Raw genomic sequence first — 19,661 nt, forward strand, 5'->3', positions numbered from 1 at the left:
CGCAGGTTCACCACATTAGAAATTGGATACAAATTCCTTTTTGTCCTGTTTCATCATAAAGGATAAGTCGCTTCTTTGCCACATCCGTTTGATGTAGCTGAAGGGTAATTTCACATATAGTCTGGTTTCATCCCAACTGAAAAGAAGCCTCAGCAGGCTGCCAAGGCTATAAAGGTGGAGCGGTATTCCTCAGCCACCATCATCTGTCATAAGTTCTAGCTGCGGGCGAGTTAATTACTGAAGCGGACTCGCAAGCAGGCTCAGCTCAGGATTGAATTCCAGAGCTTCTTTGCAATAATCACATGTAATCCGAACGGTTATATCGCCACCGGAATTATACGCTATTATATCCCTCCGCTCGTCGGGGGTCAAGAAATGAAAGCCCAATTGCGCTTCCGTTATCCGGGCAGAATCGATTCGTCCAATAAAAGTACGGCAATGCCTACACACATAATTCACTGACATGTTTATGCCTCCTGAACATGGTTTATACGTCCAGTATGCCCATTAAGACTGAATCGAACCCGAATCTTGATCATTTTTCCAGTGTCAGTTGCAGCGGTTCACCCGTTGAACTTGGCCATTGTCTGCTCAAACGTATGATCCAGACTATACTCCAATGCATCACAGGTCTGTTCGATCGTTTGATCGAGGGCTTCCTTTTCGTTCTTCATAAACTTGGACAGTACGTAGTCTACAATGGCATGTCCCGGTTCTGGTCGGGATATTCCCATCCGCACCCGGTTAAACTGCTGTGTACCGGTATGCTGGATAATGGATTTGATTCCATTGTGACCACCTGCACTGCCCTGGTAACGCAATCTGACTTTGCCTGTTTCCGTGTCCATGTCGTCATAGACGACAATCAGGTCTTCCAGACTAACTTTATAAAAATCCATATAAGCCCTTACCGACTCACCGGACAGGTTCATAAACGTCATTGGTTTAATCAGCACCGTTTTGACGCCACCAATTACACCTTCTCCAATCAGCGCCTTGCATTTGCTCTGCGTTATGGAGATATTATGCCGCTCTGCAAGTCGATCAAGTGCCATAAAACCGATATTATGACGGGTTTTAGCGTAGTTCGGGCCTGGATTTCCGAGGCCGACAATCCACTTCATCTTGTTCCCTCCTTCGGATCAGCCTAAGGTGAAGCATAGACTTCGAATGTTATATTTCATATAATATCAACAAAGTGAGATTCGAATTGGTTATATAATTTGAACTAAAGAGTATTTACACTGGCACTCCGATGACAGAACAACTTTCCGATCGCTGTTATCCCCAGATTTTTTTGATTTCTTTATGAAAAGGTGAAAATCCGGGGATAGCTTATGCTTCCGATGTAGCTTTCTTGCAGAAAGCTTTCAGGCGCACGCTTCGCTTCTTTCAAGTTTTTTCTGTCCTCTCCGTTATCGTGTAAATGTTTAGTTGATCTTATATAGTGTTTACATTTATTATTTCATCAACCCAGGAAGGTGAGCGGGTTTTGCGCGAAGACAACGGACAACTGACTCAACATAGCGATTTTATCTATCATCTGGAATATCACGTACCTGTACAGGTATATGACCGCGACACCCATATTGAGATCGGACTAATCACTCGTTTCGATAATCAATTTGTCGAAATTGCCGACACTCTTTTTCATCGGCGCCGGTTCCGTTTTATCTCCCGCCCCGGATACTAGAAATTCGGCAGGCACTGTTTCACTTCCAATATAACGGCACGCCGACAGGGGTTACATTTTCCATTGATCCGGAAAACGTAACCCCTCTACTACTTTATGCAGACATCCTTATTCAATTTCAAACAGCTTGCTGATTGACAATTCCTCATGAACCCGGATAATGGCTTCTCCGAGCAAAGGTGCTACAGACAACACTTTAAGTTTGCTTGTCGGGTTAGCATGCGTAATCGGAATGGTATCCGTTACGATGACTTCCTTCAGTGGTGCATTCTCCAAGCGTTCCATCGCAGGTCCGGACAATACTGGATGAGTACAGCAAGCGTATACTTCCTTCACGCCACCTTCCATCAGAGCATTCGCTCCCAGTACAATCGTTCCCGCTGTATCAATGATGTCATCGATCAGAATTGCTGTTTTACCTTCGATGTTACCGATAATGTTCATCACTTCGCTGACGTTCGGCTCTGGACGACGTTTGTCGATAATTGCGAGAGGTGCATTCAGGAAGTCCGCCAGTTTCCGAGCGCGCACTACGCCGCCGTGGTCAGGCGATACAACAACCGGATTTTCGATCTGTTTCGAGCGGAAATATTGAGCCAAAATCGGCACGCCGAGTAGATGATCGACCGGAATATCGAAGAATCCTTGAATCTGCATTGCATGCAAGTCCATCGCAATTACACGGGTTGCACCCGCTTTTTCGATCAGATTGGCAACCAGTTTGGCTGTAATCGGGTCACGCGAACGGGCCTTACGGTCCTGTCTAGCATAGCCATAGTACGGAATAACGACGTTAATCGTCTTGGCAGATGCCCGTTTAAGTGCATCAATCATAACGAGCATTTCCATCAGGTTGTCATTAACCGGCAAGCAAGTAGACTGCACAATATAAACGTGGCAGCCCCGAACACTCTCAGAGAGTTTCACTTGGATCTCACCATCACTGAAGCTGGTTGTGTGAGATTCACCCATAGGAATTCCGATATAATCAGCAATTTGATGGGCAAGCTTGGGGTTAGAATTGCAAGTAAATATTTTTAATTTCGAATCAAAATAAGTCATAAAATAAAAACCCTCCGTGCTGGTTCATTGGAATCTATAAGCGTCTGCGACATGTCGGCACCCCCCGATGTTCGGGAGGCAATTCTTAATATCAATACCCCTTATTCGGGTTTTGCATTTTGTTTCTTAGCTTTGGCACGACCACGAATTTTCTCCGCATATCCAGGTTTGTTCTCCTGGCGTGGGCGGGCAATCGCAAGATCGTTTTCGGGAACAGAATGGGTAACGGTAGAGCCCGCAACAACATATGCGCCTTTTCCTACCGTGACAGGTGCAATCAGATTGACATTGCTGCCTACGAACGCATCATCTTCAATCGTCGTTACAGCTTTATTATATCCATCATAATTCACCGTTATTGCCCCACATCCAACATTTACGTTTTTCCCTACTTTAGCATCCCCAATATAACTGAGATGAGATACTTTGGAGCCTTCATCAATTGTAGCATTTTTCACTTCAACAAAGTCACCAATTTTTACTTTGCGGCCCAGTTTGGTGCCTGGACGCAAATAAGCAAATGGACCTACAGTTGCTTCTGATCCAACCTCGGCTTGTGACAATACAGAATGCTTGATTGTAACCCCATCCTGAATGATACTGTCTTCCACATCTGCCTGAGGACCAATATGGCATGCTTCGCCAATGGTAGTTGTACCTTTGAGTATGGTACCCGGATACAATACTGTATCTGATCCAATGGTAACATCCGCCCCGATATATGTCGATGCCGGATCGATGATCGTAACACCGTTCAACATATGTTTTACCGCCAAACGTTCACGCATGAACGCTTCTGCTTGTGAAAGGGCAAGTCGATCATTAACTCCGATGGATTCCGCGATGTCATCTGACATGTAAGCTTCTACCACTTCTCCATCATTACGGAATATGCCAACCACGTCAGTGAGATAATACTCTCCCTGAGCATTCTGGTTCGTCACTTTCTCCAACGCAGCAAACAACTTGGCATTATCGAAGCAGTACGTGCCTGTGTTGATTTCGTTCACAGCATCTTCCTGCTCCGTGCAATCTTTCTGTTCCACAATACGTTGTACAGAACCATCTTCTCCGCGAATAACGCGGCCGTACCCTTTAGGATTGTCCAGTTCAGCTGTGAGAACCGTTGCTGCTGCTCCACGGCTCTCATGAAGCTTCATTAGTCCTTCCAGCGTCTCGCTGGTCACAAGTGGTGTGTCTCCACAGACAACAATGGTTGACCCTGCTTCACTGCCGAGCAGAGATTTAACCTGCTTCACCGCATGTCCTGTTCCCAATTGTTCAGCCTGAAGCACGTACTCTGCTCTGGAACCCAAAAATGACTGCACCGCTTCGGCACCATGACCGACCACAACGACGCTGCGTTCAACGCCTGCGCGAAGAGCTGCATCCAGCACGTGACCCACCATCGGTTTACCGCATACGGGATGCAGTACCTTGTACAATTTCGATTTCATCCGTTTTCCTTGCCCTGCCGCAAGAACGATTGCCATTCTTTTCAAAATTTACGACCTCCTGTTCTGAAAAACCCATCGTTTGACCTTACCTGTATATATCCGATGAGTAACGTTCAGCCGGCCCTGCGCCGGTCTTGTTCATCGCCTGCTGTCTCTGTAATCACGCGTAACAACGCGGACACCAACAAATCGTGACCTATATGTATACGCCGTGTACCTGCGAGCTTAACCGATTCCCATGATTCCTAAGATGCCGCCCTGTTACCAAGCGCACGCTGCGCTTTTTGTTCTTTCAACATTTTGCAACATTTAAGCTGCGAAAATGCTCTTCTGTGAATAAACTCAATACTGAATATATCTTATTCCGGTCAAAAAGAAAAGAGAGCCATAAGACATGGCTCTCTTTTCCTTCGAACCCCAATAATGTTCTCAGGCACCTTCTTCAATGACTTCTTCCTCAGTTGCTGCGCGATCATACTCAGTCAAAACAGCTGCTTGAATCTTCTCGCGAGTACCGGAAGAGATCGGGTGGGCGATATCACGGAATTCTCCGTCAGGAGTCCGCTTGCTCGGCATAGCAACAAACATTCCGTTATTGCCATCGATGACGCGAATGTCATGAACGACGAATTCGTTATCGATGGTAATGGATGCGATAGCCTTCATTCTCCCCTCAGAGTTAACACGGCGGAGTCTGACATCCGTAATTTGCATGTGTGTGTTCACCACCTTTTTCCATCAGAACTTGGTGTATAATTCCACACAGCACATGCGAACTCCTTCTTTTTATAACCACAAAAATGTCCTAATTTCAGGAATTTTTTTATTTAATACACAATTCGACAATGTTAGTGCCAGGTCGATGGAAAAGAACCTTTCCCGACATGTAATTCGTCATGATTCTACAGGTCAAAATAGTTGCCAGGCTTGACGGAAATGTGTCTGCTCTTCGCATCAACCGCCGTCAGCTTCGCCAGAGATATGTAGTCCGTCAGCAGTCGTTCTTCTGAATCAACCGATCCAGATTCTACTAATACGCCTACCCCGGCTACCGTGGCATTAAACTCGGCCAATAGGTCGATCATCCCTTGGACGGTTCCCCCGGCTTTCATAAAATCATCTACAATGAGCACTCTGGAGTGCTCACGCATTGCCCTGCGAGATAGGGACATGGTATGTAGGCTTTTATGGGACCCGGATACATAATTGATACTTACGGCCGATCCTTCCGTAGCCTGATGGTCCCTGCGCACGAGCACTACAGGCAGATTGAGCTGGGCTCCGGTAGCATAAGCTAGCGGAATCCCTTTAGTCTCGACCGTCATCACCACATCAATATCCATGTTGCCAAAGGCCGTTGCAAAAATCTTGCCGGCTTCATTCATCAATGCGGGCTGTCCAAGCAGGTCGGACATGTACAGATATTCACCAGGGAGTATCCGATCCGGCTGCGCGAGCTGGGTAGAAAGTCGTTCTGCAAAAGCCAGTGCCAGTTCTCTGGACACCTTTGGAATCCACTTCACTCCCCCGGCTGCTCCAGCCAGTGTATGCAGTTCTCCCGAACCACCTTCTTCGAACACTTCCTTGATAATCGCCAAATCTTCACTGATTGACGACTTCGCAGCTCCATAGCGTTCGGCAAATGTGGTCAACGGAATAACCGTATGCGGTCTAGACAATAAGTACTGCGTCATTTCAACCAGCCTTGCGCTTCGTTTTAATTTCTTCACAGAGATCCATCCTCACGATCACGGAAAACATCCAAATCCGAATAATTATTTAAAAATATACCACCTTTATACGTGTTTGTACATTATAAAAGCGAATATTAAGTTAGCATACGTACGGCATACACTTCTTTACAGAAGCCTCGCAGTCCATTGTAGACTCGGGCAACCTTGGACTCTTTGGAGACAAGCCCAAACACGGTTGGACCACTGCCTGACATTAATACTCCGTCTGCTCCAAGCCGAATCATGGCATCTTTCAGATGCTGAACTTCCGGATACAGCTTCAACGTTACGTCCTCAAGCACATTCCCCATCTGCCCGCACACTTCGGCAAAGGATTGATTGCGAATGGCCTGCTCCATTTTGGCAGCACTTGGATGACGAACAATCTTGTCGCTGCGGAAACGTCCATAGACGTCGGCTGTGGACACATTAATCGGCGGCTTAGCCAAGATCACCCAACATTGCGGGGGATTCGGCATCGGTGTCAGCTTCTCACCACGGCCTGTAGCGAGTGCTGTTCCACCTGTAATGCAGAAAGGCACATCAGACCCCAGTTCGGCTCCGAGCTCCTGAAGCTCTTGATCCGGAATGTTAAGACGCCAGAGGCGATTCAGTCCACGCAGCGTTGCTGCTGCATCACTGCTGCCACCAGCAAGTCCGGCGGCCACCGGTATTTTTTTGTCTAGATGAATATGAACTCCAGTTTTCACATCATAACGCTCTTTGATAAGCCTGGCTGCCTGAAATGCCAGGTTCTTCTCATCCAGGGGGATATATCCCGCCTGACTGGAGATAAAGATCGTGTCACGAGGAAGCTCAGACATTTCCAGTCGATCGGCAAGATCCACCATCGTCATAATCATCTCAACTTCGTGAAATCCATCTCTTCTTTTATGTAGAACGTCTAGCATCAAATTGATTTTAGCAGGCGCTTTTTCGTAAATTTTCAAGGCGTTCACCCGTCCTCACCTTTTCCCTAAGACAACTTAACATATTATATCAAAATGGGGCTGTCAAGTCATTTCTATTCCGCATCCATGGGGAAAAAGCGAGGTCATTCCTGCCGGATTGCCCCGCTCTCCAAACCGATTGAACCGGATTACGATTTGCGTGCCGCTTCTTCCGCAAGTTGAATGGCCCGTTTCACCATATTGCCCGCATCCTTCGCTTTGATCCCGCCCCAACCTTCCTGCTGGACGGTATCATAGAACCCTAGGTCTTTTGCCAGTTCATTCTTGAGTTCATCCGACATTACACTTCTTCTTCTCCGGCTCATGGGTCATCCTCCTCGAAATAGTTCATTCATAATAAGTCCATTCGTATCCGGGACTATTTGCCCTCAGGCCAAGAAAAATGCCTTGAACCTGTCCAAATAGTATGCCGCTTCTTCTCCAGACTCATTCCTGATCAACTATGCCTCTCCGATGAATCGAGCGGGCTTATTGCAAAAATAAAAAAAGCGACCTGCCCAAGGGGGCAGAATCGCCGTAAATCGATACTTACGTCTCCATGTAGGAGCTATGCGTCTGGCTGCCTGGATCAAATACCATGACTTCCACCGATTCCGTAAGTATATCAGCATAACTGTAGGATACTCGCTTGAAAGTTTCTTGCTCCTCATCAAGCTTGACAATAAAAACAGAAGGGTACGTTTCTTCCAATACACCCGTACGCTCAATGGTCTTACGGCGGCCACCATTAGCCCGCAGCATAATTTTCTGACCGATATGTGCATCGAGATTGCGTTTGATATCCAATAGCGTATTTTTAGCCATTGTCGACGACCACCTCTTTTCTTGTCCATTATACCGGATTTTACAGTCATTGTCAAATCAAAACTAATTATTATATCAGTATCAAAAAGTTGTTGTCAATGAATTTTTTTGCAAACAAAAAAAGCCCCTAAATGGGACTTTTTTCCGCCATCTTCAGACGGCTGATGGATTCACTTTTAACGTGGATAAATCATTCAATCCGGGCAGACCTACGCGATAACTTCCCCTTGTCTCTACGCCGCCCACACCCTGGCTACCACTAATCGTGTTATGCAAAATGTCATTCATGTTCACGGTTTCCCGCACCGACGTGAAGGCTGCCTTGGCTGCCACATAGACTGGATCCAGAGCATGAATGAGAATTCGGCCTGGTGAACTGGCAAAGTTCGCTCCAGCCCGCAGCAAGGCCTCAAAGTGGGACTGACACGCGCCAGCTACAATCGTGAGCGCATCGAGATGACGTTCATACTGCCTAGCCACTTGAATAGCGGACACGAAGTTCTGCGAATTCTTGTAGCTGCCCAGACTATATAAGTCGTAGGGCTGACGAGTCTTGAGTACGCCGTCATGGCCAGTAATCACAACAATATCCGGACGCACTTTCGGCAGCAGACGATATAACGTGTCAGCCATGGCAGACTCATGTACATATTGGCCCTCTGCGGGAACACGAAGCTGCTCATAAAGGTTCATGCTTTTTTTTAGATAATTGGGGTCACCATCCAAGTGCAGCACTTTGCCAGGCATCTCGAAATAAGCCGGTTCTTGTTGCACAGACCATTCCTGAACTATTCCTTCACGATTGCGCTCAGCCTGTTCCATTCGATTCTGCTGCAGGCGTGAGAGCGTCTGATGTGCCTTCACGTGAGCCTGCCTCGTCTTCGCACTCTGCGGTTCATAAGGAACCTGTATCAAATCGTCCACAGGGGAATCGGCTAACAGCCGGAACTCGGTCCCTTTAATGATGGCACCGTCCGACTGGAGGCCTTGCACCCGAAAAGTCACATCTCCACCGTATGACTTTCGAACGACCAAGTCTCCGATATTCATCAACATAATCACCTCTACCCCATCGTATGGGCAGAAACCCGGATTGGTTCATCCGAATTTTACAGAGCTGCGCGTACTCCAGCTTCCCACATTACGGTACAGAGTGTTGCATACTCCTGCAGGCTCAATGTTTCTCCCCGTCTTGAAGGTTGAATACCGGCCTGCTCCAACAGCTGATCAGCCTGTTCTCTGTTCTCCTTTGTGAAGAAACGAGCTTTCAAATTATTTGAGATTGTTTTTCTACGCTGCGCGAAGGAAGCCTGTACCACTTCGAAGAAATGTGCTTCGTCGGGAACTTCAACCGGTGGTTGCTCACGCACCTTTAACTTGATTACTGCCGATTCCACATTAGGTTGCGGAATGAAAACCGTGGGCGGAACAATACAGACCAATTCCGGCATACTGTAGTACTGAACCGCAATGCTCAGACTGCCATAGTCCTTTGATCCCGGTGCAGCAGCCATACGTTCAGCCACTTCCTTCTGGATCATGACTACAATGCTGTCTACAGGCAGCTTCTCTTCGAGCAGCTTCATCATGATTGGTGTCGTTACATAGTAAGGCAGATTGGCCACAACACTCACTTTATCTACCGTTCCAAAATCGGTGCGGAACAACTCGGCTAGATCCAGCTTCAGCACATCCCCGTGATGCACACGAACGTTCGGATAAGGCTGCATCACTTCACCCAGAATCGGAATCAATCTCTGATCAATCTCTACAGCCGTTACAGGACCAGCTACACGAGCCAGACGTTCTGTGAGTGCGCCAATACCTGGTCCGATCTCAAGTGCGCCCTTAGACTCGTCCAGATCAGCTGCATTTACAATTTTGTTTAATATATTTTGATCGATCAGAAAGTTCTGACCCAGGCTCTTCTTGAATGAAAATCCGTGTCTTTGAATAATTTCTTTGGTTCGTTTGGGTGTTGCAATCTCTACGGTTTCTTCCATGCCTTTCATACGCTCACAATCCTTCACGTTCAATTTGCGATAATGCTTCGGAGAATTCTTCCCGGGTAATCTGGAATACACTCAACCGCTTGTGGAACTGCTTGCCGTTGCAATAACCTATACCCAGAAGATTGCCCATCTCCATACGACGTGCAGCAGCCTGTGGGTGCACAATCAGTCCCGCCGCAATCAGATCCTCCCAATCGATCAGACTTGGGGCGCCTTCATATGACGTGTGTATACGAGCCAGTGCATGACGAATCGCCTCCGGTGAGGCGTTCTCCACTCCGATATCGCCCTTGCGCGTAGCATCTGCCTCCGGAATGAAAGCATGCTTGCAACCAGGTACCTTATTGGCGATGATTTTACGAATACGTTCACCAGCATGATCCGGATCTGTCAGTACAATGACACCACGTCTCTCTTGAGCAAGTGCAATACGCTTTAGAATGCGCTGGTTGATGGCAGATCCACCAGTCTCGATCGTATCTGCCTGAACCGCACGTCGAATGGCTACGGTGTCATCACGACCTTCTACCACGATCACTTCTTTTATCATGTTCCATTTCTTCCTTTCTAACGCAAAAAGAAGAGGAATATCCTCTTCTCTGCCAAACGGCGGGGGAGACTGAATTCAGACCCCTCCGCCGCATATTCCGCATGAATCATTCATGCTTATATTTTATAGCATTCCCATTTCAAAGTAAAACGATTTTAGTTCGCTTCCGGCTTCACCGGACCAATCACATATACCGTCTTGCCTTTCTTCCGTCCGAAGTTCAGGGCATGCTTCACACTATCATAATACACATCAATTTTGTTGCCTTTAATGGCACCACCTGTGTCTTCCGCACGACGGAAGCCAAGGCCCTCGATATACACCCACCAGCCAATTGGAATGACTTTGGGATCAACTGCAATGGTACGTCCCTCGGTTACCCGAGTACCTGATGCTGTTTTTGTGCCGATACCGGGCTCTTCAGAAGAGTAAGCCGTCATGGATACATTTTTTAACACTTTAGAATATTTAAAAGAACTTCCTGAGACGGTAATTACTTTGCTGCCCGAGGCAGCGGTTTTCTTCGAGTTCGTGGTTGTTGCTGTTTTTGTCGTGGAAGTCTGCGCTGATACCGTCTGAATCACTGGCTCTTTCACAACAGGTTTGGCTTTGGTACCAACGGCGATCACTTTATCAACGCGATTCGTTGCAACCGATTTACCCACCATTTTTTTGGAGACCAATTCTCCATCCTGGAACACCTTTTCAATATGCTGTACAAGCGTGCCTTCTTTACCGCTCACAATGACACGATTGTCGCCTTTGTACAAGCTAGGGTCAGCCGTTTTGATCACTTTATAAGCAATCGGCTGTTCCACTTCCACCGTACGCTTTGTTACCCGCACTACACGAATTTTCATATCCGCTTCGATAGTGGTTCCAAGCGCCGGATACACTTTGTCTTCACTTGCAATCTGAATACCTGATTTTTTAATCGCATCTTTTACCGATGAATCGGTTGTATACAGAGTCTTGGTGTCTCCGTCTGCCGTAATCTTAACTGGAACGGCCCGCTCAATAACGATGCGGTCTCCATCTGTAATCGCCCCATTCAAGGGCATGGATACCTGATCGTGAGGGCTGACTGTGATTGACTGCTCCTCCAGCATTTCCTGAAGCATTCCTGTACGAGTCTCTACCGCTTGAGCCTTGCCATCAATAACCAGTGAAATTTGTTTCCCGGCCTGACCGTAAACGACTAACAAGATCATGATTGTAAGCGCAATTGAGAAAATCGCGATCAATGCCATTTGACGCATGTTCTCATGCTTCCACCGCAACGCGAAAGACTTACTGGATGATCGTGACTCATGGGTCTCTTCTGGTTGGAATGTGCCCACTTCTCCGTCCTCCTTCATAGCCTCGCCGTCTAAAGTAATGCATGATGTCTTTGACGCGACTATACCAAATTTTCTACAGAACACAGATCGGACCAACATAATCCGGTTCTGCACCATGAATCAATCTTCGCAACATGATGTCATCTTCCTGAATACTTACCGTATGATGACAGTATTTCTTTTATTCAAAAACAAAAAAAGCCAAAGAAAGAGTTTAAGAGGAACTCTTTCGTGGCTTCCGAATGATTCTGAATATCGGAAATTCATGCACGAGGTTGCCTCTCTTTTTCCGCTTGCGAGGTTAGCTGTCGGGTTCGGGCGAAAGAGAGCCGCCCTATCTCCGGTCATCCGCTCATGGCGGACGCCCTTGAATTCACCCCGAGACCCAAAGAAGAAATCAAATACGGCTTCGCAGATTCATACGCTGCTTTTGGGTCAGCGCATGTTGCGCATCGGCTGCAAACACCGATGTTTAAGCCCTATTGGTTCCCCCGCTCTCCGTTAACGGAGACTCAGCGAGACTGATTCATGAAAGTAATGTTGTTTCATCGGAAAGTGTCCCTTTGTTCATCCCCCGAACATCTGTCCAATTTTCCGCACAACAATTCACTGAAAAGATGATATCCTGTTTCTATGCATGTTGTAAAGCGTTGTTCAAGTACGTTTTTCTAAATATTTGGTTAAAATATTGTAATATTCTTGATTTATTTGGATCAAAAAGCAAATTAACTCCGCCTAACTCACTTTTTCACCTGTTTTGCTCGATATTTTAACGAATCCCAAATCGTTCCATGGCATTTTTGGTCGTTATTGCTGCAATTTCCTCTACCGAAATGCCTTTAATTTCCGCAGCTGCTTCTGCAACCAGACGTACATGCGCTGTCTCATTTCGTTTTCCACGATAAGGGTGCGGTGTCAAATAAGGGGCGTCCGTTTCGATGAAAAATCGGTCCATAGGAACCTTCTCAAGAACCTCTTTGGGCTGCTTCGCATTTTTGAACGTGATTGGCCCTCCGAAGGAAAGATGAAAGCCCAAATCCAGGCACATCTTCGCTGTTTCCCAGCTGCCAGAGAAGGAATGCATAACACCGCCTACTTCCCCGGCCTTCTCTTCACGCAGAATCTTTACAATATCCTCATGCGCATCCCGGTTGTGAATGACAATTGGCATATTTAACTCACGGGCAAGACCAATCTGTTGTCGTAATACGCGATGTTGAACCTCTTTCGGTGAAGTGTCCCAGTAATAATCTAGACCAATTTCACCAATGGCTACCACTTTTTCATGCTTGCATAAAGATGCAATCCATTCCAGATCACCCTCCTGCATCATGATTGCATCCACTGGGTGCCAACCTACCGCAGCATAGATAAAATCATAGGTTTCAGCCAGCTTCATCGTGGACGGAATGGTCTCCCGATTAAAGCCCACGTTAATCATGCGACCAACGCCTGCATCCACGGCACGCTGAATCATTTCCTCGCGGTCCTCGTCGAATTGTGGTGCATCCAGGTGTGTGTGTGTGTCGAACAACATCATGCTGTATTTCTCCCTTCATGTCGAATAAACGACTATCTCTTTTTAATGTATCCTGTACATCTTAACCAGAACATAAATATTACTAAATTGGATCATGTTTTTTTATATTTCATTCCATTAGTTTATTGAACACAACATGTAGAACGAACAAGTTCCTTCATATCTATATGTGCTTATTTTTAGCAACTCGGGTTGTATTCTAATTGCTCAGATTACAAAATTATGTCGATCTACATGTACTCTCCATTAAAGCAGATTACTGTATCATGAAAAATAGCTCTTTTCGAAAGCTTTTTTGCATCATGATTCTTGAACAGCATTGCACATCATTTAATGTGAGAAATAGGGGCGAATATGGGACGGTAATTCATGAACAATCGCATCCACCTTATTCTGCGGATAATACAAATGATGTTTTCCGCGATGAAGACCACTGATTGAACGGACAATGTCGGACACCTCTGACAACTCATGTAACTTGTCTTGCCGATCAAGCAGCAAAATCTGCTTGTCCGTGGATTCATCCGGACGAAACACATCATACGGATTATCCGTTGGAAAATCAATTTCTAGATCATACTCGGGATTGAGACCGGCTACAGTGAAGGCTTCCCGAATCTCTTCAATCATGTTTACGTCGATCTGTTCAATCTCTACATACTTATATAATTTGCGATCTATAAATCGTTCGCATAACTCACTTAGAACAGTATCGTCCTCTTTGCGCCACTGCATAAATGCCGTCTGAATCAAAGCTTCGTCCAGTTGCAAATATTCATCCACTGATAGATCTCCATCAAATAGCTGGGGCAGTGGATCAATCATGAAGCGGAATTGAAAACCTTGCTGTATGAGACTTTTTGCCCGCTTAAATATTTGCCGCAATATAATTTCTGAACTCCGGGTAACCGGATGAAAGTAAATTTGCCAGTACATCTGGTACCTGGACATCAAGTAATCCTCCACGGCGTGCATGCCAGACTCCTTGACCACAATTCGTCCGTGATATGGACGAAGCATACGCAGGATACGGTCAAGGTCAATCGTCCCATAATTTACACCTGTAAAGTAGGCATCCCGAAGCAAGTAATCCATGCGGTCCGCATCGAGCGGGCTGGTAACCAAATTAACAACAATAGGTTGCTCATACGTTTTTTGAATAACAGAAGCCACCTTCTCGGGAAAATCAGGAGCATACCGTCTTAAGATCGCCCCTACTTCGGTATCACCTGTAATGATCCGACAAGTCCAATCCTCATGATTCATATTGAAAGCTTCTTCTATAGAGTGAGAGAATGGCCCATGTCCAAGATCATGGAGCAATGCTGCGCAAAGGGCTACCGTCTTTTCCTCCTTTGGCCAATCTGAATAGTGACTTCTTTCGAATTGGGAAATAATCTTACGCGTAATTTCGTAAACGCCCAAGGAATGTGAGAAGCGGCTGTGCTCTGCACCATGGAAAGTAAGAAACGATGTTCCCAACTGACGGATTCGGCGTAAACGTTGAAACTCGGGCGTGTTGATTAACTGCCATATAATCGGATCTTGCACATGGATATAATTATGTACCGGATCTTTAAACACCTTTTCTTCCGTTAAACGCTGTTCCATGTCTATTCACTCCTTTAAGTATCGTTTGTATTTGTCGCTTTTCAGTATAATACCACCAAGGATTCGACACGCTTTGACGAATCTTGTCGAATAAGGTAGTTTTGCCGTTTTCCAAATCGACAAAGCTGACATTGATGTTTAAATACGAAAAATGGCTTCCAATCCCTTACCACTCGTAATCTTATCAAAAACAGCCTTTATTTTAAGCTAATTTTAAGGTTGACTGTTTTGGGAATCGTTGGTATGATGAGTATCATAAAACATAAAATAATGTCGAATAATGACAATGATCGTTAGCTGAGAGGAGCACTGATTATAATGATGAAATCAACAGGTATTGTAAGAAAAGTGGATGAACTGGGACGGGTAGTTATTCCAATCGAATTGCGCCGTACGCTCGGTATTGGTGAAAAAGATGCTCTTGAGATCTATGTTGACGGCGAGCGCATCATGTTGAAAAAATACGAACCAGCTTGTATCTTCTGTGGCAATGCAGAGAACGTTACTTATTTCAAAGGTAAAATTGTTTGTAACGAATGTATTTCCGAAATCCCTGCACCTGTGACAAAATAAGAAATATCCGCTATAATAGTCTTATTAAATTGTTATTTCTAACCTTTTTATATTCCTTGATCGCCTTCCCGGTGTGAACCCACCGCTGGAAGGTATTTTTTTGCTTTATTATTGGTTTTCATTACCCCAAAAATAGAGCTACGAGTCTATACAACTCCAAAAAGAAGAGCGGTGACGTTCGTAATATATTTTTTCTCCGCTCTACTCGTTTTCATATTCCATTAAGGTTGGACCTAAGGTTCCTTTAAGTGTATGTTCTCTATTTATTGATTCGTTATTAGATTAACGCGTTATATACATCTCGTTTCGTCAAACCCCGATCTGTTGCCGTTTTCTTCATCGCATCTTTTCGACTAAGTCCTTCATTCTCATAATGGCTCACATGATCCTCCAAAGACAGCAGCTGCCACCAGGCTTCCCGCTCCGCCTTACGCTCCTCTTCCCTGATACCTTCTACAAGCAAACAATATTCTCCAAGGGGCGGATGTTCCTCAAGCCATTCTATGCATTCTTGGATACTGCCTCTTGCGAACTCCTCATGACGTTTCGTCAGCTCACGTGCCAGTACGATCGAGCGATCACCCAAAATCTCTTCGAGATAGGCTAACGTTTTGCGAATACGGTGAGGGGACTCATAAAATAACAACGTACCGTTGGACTCATTAAAAGCTTCCATCACTTTTCGCATGTCTTTTTTCTCCCGCGGCAAAAAACCGCCGAATGTGAAACGCTCCGTCGGTAAACCGGATACGATCAGAGCTGATAACGCGGCATTGGCTCCAGGGATGGGAATGACCGTAATTCCAGCTTCAAGCGCAAGTTTTACAAGATCGGAACCAGGGTCCGAAATGGCCGGCAGACCGGCATCACTGACGAGTGCCAAATTTTTTCCTTCTATTATATAGCGTATTAGTTCAGGCCCACTGGCTCCCTTATTATGCTCATGGTAACTGAACAACATCGATGGTGTAATCTCAAAATGGGTAAGCAGCTTTCGGGTCTGACGTGTGTCTTCCGCTGCAATGATGTCACAGCTCTGCAATGTTTTAATTGCTCGAAATGTCATATCGTCCAGATTACCGATTGGTGTTCCTACTAAATATAGTTTACCGGCATCATCTGACCGCTCTGCGTAGCTCTTCTGAATATGCAATGTCATCTATAACCCTCCTTCCGTTGTACGTTGTGCATGCTGTGCACCGTAATATATGTCCATAATTTCTTCGCAGTATTTCCCCTCTTCATTGTAGACAATCAGTGGTGGAAGCATGCGTACCTCCGGTTTCCCATCCTTGAGTGCTTCAATCAACACCATATTGGCTTCCAAATGAGCACGGGGATGTACCATCCGAATTCGCTTCGGTTCAAGTTTATACTCACGCATCAGAGAGATGATCTCACCTAAACGCTGCGGACGATGAACCATGGATACTTTACCGCCATTGCGCACCAGTCGATTGCAGGCCTGAATGACTTCCTCCAGCGTACATCCGATTTCATGACGTGCCATGGCCTGATGAGTGTTCATCTTGAGGTCACTTCCATTCAAGGGCATATACGGAGGGTTAACCGTTATAGCATCGTATACAGCATGGCCCGTTTCTTTCACGAGTTCACGTAAATCACCTTCATGGATCGTAATGGATTCTTCCAATGCATTCAGTTGAATGCTACGGCGTGCCATATCTGCCAATCGCGGCTGAATTTCAATGCCTTCCAGACTCGCCTGAGTCCGTGTGGTCAACAGAATGGGAACAACCCCATTGCCTGTACACAAATCAAGCACACGACCACGTTTCGGTACTGAAGCAAATCGGGCCAACAATACGGCATCCATTGAAAAACTAAACACTTCATCACTTTGAATAATCTTCAAATCATGAGAGAGCAAATCGTCGATTCGCTCCGAATCTTGCAGTTTTACTGATATTTCTGTCATATGATACACTCATCCTCCGGTACTCTATATCTCAGACAAGGTTCTTAACCTTGAAAAAAAACCGTAGGGGATCCCTACGGCCACTTCATTTATTCAAAAAAGACAGGCAGAACAGACAATCGCCTTCCGTGCGCAAATGTCCATAATAGACATTGCAGATGTGGAATCCTTCGTGATACAACCGAGCAAGATTATCATACCCTTCACCTACAACATCTTCACCAGTAGCAGGACCCGCAGGCCTTGCTACCGGAGCGAGTGCAGATGCGATGGGCAAATCTGCCGGGGCCTCACGCTTCAGCAGTTTGCGTAACTGCTCATTCTCGATGGTAAGCCGCTGATTATCTTCAAGCAGCTCTTTAACAATCATTTTTAACTCTCCTAAATCACTGTGCAACTGACCCAATTGGGTTTCCATTTCATGAATGTGCGTAAACAGATTTTTCTTTTCCAAGTTTCCACCCCGAAGCAACCTTTATGGTTTACTTGATAACGACGTCATCCAGCGGAAGTTCTTTGACTTTACTGATGTCGAACAGTTGAACATGGACTGTGCGATTACCGGCATTAATGCCGACAACTTTTCCTTCACCCAATGAGGTGACGACCAACTTGCCTACAGCCGGCAATTCTTCTCTCACACTTTCATAGTTATCATGCTCAAATTTCAGACAACACATGAGTCTTCCGCACAACCCGGAAATTTTCGTCGGATTCAGTGACAGGCTCTGATCTTTAGCCATCTTGATTGATACCGGCTCAAAGTCTCCCAGCCAGGAAGAACAACATAATACTCGGCCGCAAGGTCCGATTCCTCCAAGCATCTTTGCTTCATCACGTACACCAATCTGTCTCAGTTCGATCCGTGTCCGGAAAATGCTTGCCAGATCCTTGACCAGCTCCCGGAAATCTACTCTTCCTTCAGCTGTAAAATAAAAAATAATTTTATTGCGATCAAACGTAAATTCCACATCGACCAACTTCATTTTGAGGCCGTGGTCTTTGATTTTATTTAAACAAGTACCGAATGCTTCTTTTGCTGCGCGCTTGTTCTCATCTACGACACGGGCATCTGTCTCGCCCGCCACCCGGATGACCTTTTTGAGCGGCAACACCACATCAGACTCGCCTACTTCTTTCTTGCCAACGACAACCTTACCGTACTCTACCCCCCGCGCTGTCTCCACGATAACGCAGTTTTCTTTTTCAATGGGAAGGTCCAGGGGATCGAAGTAATAAATTTTGCCCGCTTTTTTGAAACGGACACCCACTACACTGTACAAAAAATTAACCCCCTCGTAAGCCAATCCCACTTCGTCTGAAGCCCTGTCTTCTTAGGGAACCCGCCGAAGTTATAACCGTTTGCATATGATTGGAACAAAATCTTCCTCTCCCAGTCTTATGCCAAACCGATCAAAAATTGCTCCAGACAAAGCTGGCCATTGACATTGAAACGCAATTTTTTTCTGCATGCTGCGGCCATATCCATGTAGGAAACCCACTGCTCGGTGCTGCGGGTATGGGCCAACTGAGACAGCATGTCCAACTGATCTATAAAAACGATATGTTCATGCCTACCATACTGGACATACAGCATATCCCTGAACCATAAATGGAACAGGCTAAGCATCGTATCCAGGTGTTCTGAGAGTCCGGTTTTAAAAAGCTTCTGCTGTGCAGAGATCAATGATGTACTTCCTCTACCCAGGGACTCCTTCCCTAATTGTAACATTACGTTTCTAATTTCTGCAAACCAATTCTGCTGGAGAATTTCTCTACATGCTTCCAATCCTGACGCTAAATGGACGGCAGAGCGAGCCAGATTGGCAGGGTGCCCTTCCGCAATCAGCGATTGCAGCATCTCTTCCGGATTCAATGCACTGAAAGGAACCAATTGAGAGCGTGAACGAATGGTGGGCAGCATAGCCTGTCCATTATCCGTAATCAAAATGCCTACTGCGGGTACCTGAGGTTCTTCCAGAAACTTCAGCAAGCTGTTGGCCGCTTGGACAGTCATTTTCTCAGCCTGTTCAATAATATATACTTTGGGATGCCCCGCCTCTGAACGGTACGAAAAGATACGCTGCAGATCCCGAATTTGATCAATTTTAATGTTATTTCCATCCGGTGCAAGCATGGTTAGATCCGGATGATTTCCATGTTCCACCTTACGACATTCAAGACACTGTCCGCAGGCATCATCTTCAAGCTCTGTACAGAATATTGCTTTGGCAAATGTGATCGCCGTCTGCAACTGTCCACTGCCGGATGGTCCGCTAAACAAATAGGCATGACTTATGGCATGACGTCTCAAACTGCTCTGTAACATCTGCTTGGCTGCCTGCTGACCCATAATTTGTTGAAAGGACATACTTC

General features: G+C 45.9%; 22 protein-coding genes and 1 riboswitch. Of the genes, 2 read left to right on the forward strand and 20 right to left on the reverse strand.

Annotated features, from left to right (window positions below; translation table 11 throughout):
• Positions 1-234 precede the first annotated feature (234 nt).
• Positions 235-465, reverse strand: a complete 231-nt coding sequence (locus ACR1R9_RS27105) for an anti-sigma-F factor Fin family protein (RefSeq protein ID WP_024633714.1) — start codon at positions 463-465, stop codon at positions 235-237.
• Positions 466-563: 98 nt separating this feature from the next.
• Positions 564-1,124 carry an aminoacyl-tRNA hydrolase gene (pth, locus tag ACR1R9_RS27110; protein ID WP_063567548.1) on the reverse strand — a complete coding sequence of 187 codons (561 nt, stop codon included), beginning with the start codon at positions 1,122-1,124 and terminating at the stop codon, positions 564-566.
• A gap of 368 nt (positions 1,125-1,492) precedes the next feature.
• On the opposite strand from pth, the gene ACR1R9_RS27115 reads away from it, so the two are divergent.
• A complete protein-coding gene (locus tag ACR1R9_RS27115) occupies positions 1,493-1,693 on the forward strand; it encodes a hypothetical protein (RefSeq protein WP_024633712.1) in 201 nt (66 codons plus the stop codon).
• Between the two features lie 108 nt (positions 1,694-1,801).
• On the opposite strand, the gene ACR1R9_RS27120 is transcribed toward ACR1R9_RS27115, so the two are convergent.
• The 13 genes from ACR1R9_RS27120 to ACR1R9_RS27180 form a co-directional block, all read right to left on the reverse strand.
• Entirely contained in the window at positions 1,802-2,755 is a 954-nt protein-coding gene (locus tag ACR1R9_RS27120) for a ribose-phosphate diphosphokinase (RefSeq protein WP_017691370.1), read from the reverse strand.
• Between the two features lie 101 nt (positions 2,756-2,856).
• Positions 2,857-4,248, reverse strand: a complete 1,392-nt coding sequence (glmU, locus tag ACR1R9_RS27125; protein WP_205525115.1) for a bifunctional UDP-N-acetylglucosamine diphosphorylase/glucosamine-1-phosphate N-acetyltransferase GlmU — start codon at positions 4,246-4,248, stop codon at positions 2,857-2,859.
• Positions 4,249-4,641: 393 nt separating this feature from the next.
• Complete coding sequence (spoVG, locus tag ACR1R9_RS27130) at positions 4,642-4,926, reverse strand: septation regulator SpoVG (RefSeq protein ID WP_017691372.1); 285 nt, start codon at positions 4,924-4,926, stop codon at positions 4,642-4,644.
• A gap of 188 nt (positions 4,927-5,114) precedes the next feature.
• A complete protein-coding gene (gene purR, locus ACR1R9_RS27135) occupies positions 5,115-5,942 on the reverse strand; it encodes a pur operon repressor (RefSeq protein WP_053778929.1) in 828 nt (275 codons plus the stop codon).
• A gap of 98 nt (positions 5,943-6,040) precedes the next feature.
• Positions 6,041-6,895, reverse strand: coding sequence for a 4-(cytidine 5'-diphospho)-2-C-methyl-D-erythritol kinase (gene ispE, locus ACR1R9_RS27140; RefSeq protein WP_076292144.1), 855 nt, complete (start codon positions 6,893-6,895; stop codon positions 6,041-6,043).
• A 149-nt stretch (positions 6,896-7,044) separates the two neighbouring features.
• On the reverse strand, positions 7,045-7,221 hold the full coding sequence (locus ACR1R9_RS27145) for a small, acid-soluble spore protein, alpha/beta type (RefSeq protein ID WP_053778930.1): 177 nt from the start codon (positions 7,219-7,221) through the stop codon (positions 7,045-7,047).
• Between the two features lie 223 nt (positions 7,222-7,444).
• Positions 7,445-7,720: a biofilm formation stimulator Veg gene (veg, locus tag ACR1R9_RS27150; protein ID WP_053778931.1), complete on the reverse strand. Its 276-nt coding sequence runs from the start codon at positions 7,718-7,720 to the stop codon at positions 7,445-7,447.
• A 153-nt stretch (positions 7,721-7,873) separates the two neighbouring features.
• The gene (gene yabG, locus ACR1R9_RS27155) at positions 7,874-8,770 is read right to left on the reverse strand and encodes a sporulation peptidase YabG (RefSeq protein WP_099859195.1); all 897 of its coding nucleotides are present in this window, start codon (positions 8,768-8,770) and stop codon (positions 7,874-7,876) included.
• Between the two features lie 59 nt (positions 8,771-8,829).
• A complete protein-coding gene (rsmA, locus tag ACR1R9_RS27160; protein WP_076292114.1) occupies positions 8,830-9,732 on the reverse strand; it encodes a 16S rRNA (adenine(1518)-N(6)/adenine(1519)-N(6))-dimethyltransferase RsmA in 903 nt (300 codons plus the stop codon).
• A gap of 4 nt (positions 9,733-9,736) precedes the next feature.
• On the reverse strand, positions 9,737-10,282 hold the full coding sequence (gene rnmV / locus ACR1R9_RS27165) for a ribonuclease M5 (protein WP_433922279.1): 546 nt from the start codon (positions 10,280-10,282) through the stop codon (positions 9,737-9,739).
• 155 nt (positions 10,283-10,437) lie between these two features.
• A complete protein-coding gene (locus ACR1R9_RS27170; RefSeq protein ID WP_076292113.1) occupies positions 10,438-11,622 on the reverse strand; it encodes a 3D domain-containing protein in 1,185 nt (394 codons plus the stop codon).
• Between the two features lie 274 nt (positions 11,623-11,896).
• Positions 11,897-12,150: riboswitch (cyclic di-AMP (ydaO/yuaA leader) on the reverse strand.
• A 241-nt stretch (positions 12,151-12,391) separates the two neighbouring features.
• Positions 12,392-13,162, reverse strand: a complete 771-nt coding sequence (locus ACR1R9_RS27175) for a TatD family hydrolase (protein ID WP_433922278.1) — start codon at positions 13,160-13,162, stop codon at positions 12,392-12,394.
• Positions 13,163-13,492: 330 nt separating this feature from the next.
• The gene (locus ACR1R9_RS27180) at positions 13,493-14,773 is read right to left on the reverse strand and encodes an HD domain-containing protein (RefSeq protein ID WP_433922277.1); all 1,281 of its coding nucleotides are present in this window, start codon (positions 14,771-14,773) and stop codon (positions 13,493-13,495) included.
• Positions 14,774-15,091: 318 nt separating this feature from the next.
• Between ACR1R9_RS27180 and ACR1R9_RS27185 the strand changes: the two genes are divergently transcribed.
• Complete coding sequence (locus tag ACR1R9_RS27185) at positions 15,092-15,346, forward strand: AbrB/MazE/SpoVT family DNA-binding domain-containing protein (RefSeq protein WP_024633700.1); 255 nt, start codon at positions 15,092-15,094, stop codon at positions 15,344-15,346.
• A 277-nt stretch (positions 15,347-15,623) separates the two neighbouring features.
• Here ACR1R9_RS27185 and rsmI read toward each other — a convergent pair whose 3' ends face one another.
• The 5 genes from rsmI to holB all read right to left on the reverse strand — a co-directional run bounded on the left by rsmI (position 15,624) and on the right by holB (position 19,656).
• Complete coding sequence (gene rsmI / locus ACR1R9_RS27190; protein WP_175382526.1) at positions 15,624-16,505, reverse strand: 16S rRNA (cytidine(1402)-2'-O)-methyltransferase; 882 nt, start codon at positions 16,503-16,505, stop codon at positions 15,624-15,626.
• Complete coding sequence (locus ACR1R9_RS27195) at positions 16,506-17,285, reverse strand: tRNA1(Val) (adenine(37)-N6)-methyltransferase (protein ID WP_076292110.1); 780 nt, start codon at positions 17,283-17,285, stop codon at positions 16,506-16,508. It lies immediately after the preceding gene.
• A gap of 85 nt (positions 17,286-17,370) precedes the next feature.
• Positions 17,371-17,739 carry a DNA replication initiation control protein YabA gene (yabA, locus tag ACR1R9_RS27200; RefSeq protein WP_024633697.1) on the reverse strand — a complete coding sequence of 123 codons (369 nt, stop codon included), beginning with the start codon at positions 17,737-17,739 and terminating at the stop codon, positions 17,371-17,373.
• Between the two features lie 28 nt (positions 17,740-17,767).
• Entirely contained in the window at positions 17,768-18,568 is an 801-nt protein-coding gene (locus tag ACR1R9_RS27205; protein WP_024633696.1) for a PSP1 domain-containing protein, read from the reverse strand.
• Between the two features lie 116 nt (positions 18,569-18,684).
• On the reverse strand, positions 18,685-19,656 hold the full coding sequence (gene holB / locus ACR1R9_RS27210; RefSeq protein ID WP_063567539.1) for a DNA polymerase III subunit delta': 972 nt from the start codon (positions 19,654-19,656) through the stop codon (positions 18,685-18,687).
• Between the last annotated feature and the right edge of the window lie 5 nt (positions 19,657-19,661).

The organism is Paenibacillus taichungensis, from assembly GCF_050994985.1.
Taxonomy (GTDB): domain Bacteria; phylum Bacillota; class Bacilli; order Paenibacillales; family Paenibacillaceae; genus Paenibacillus; species Paenibacillus taichungensis.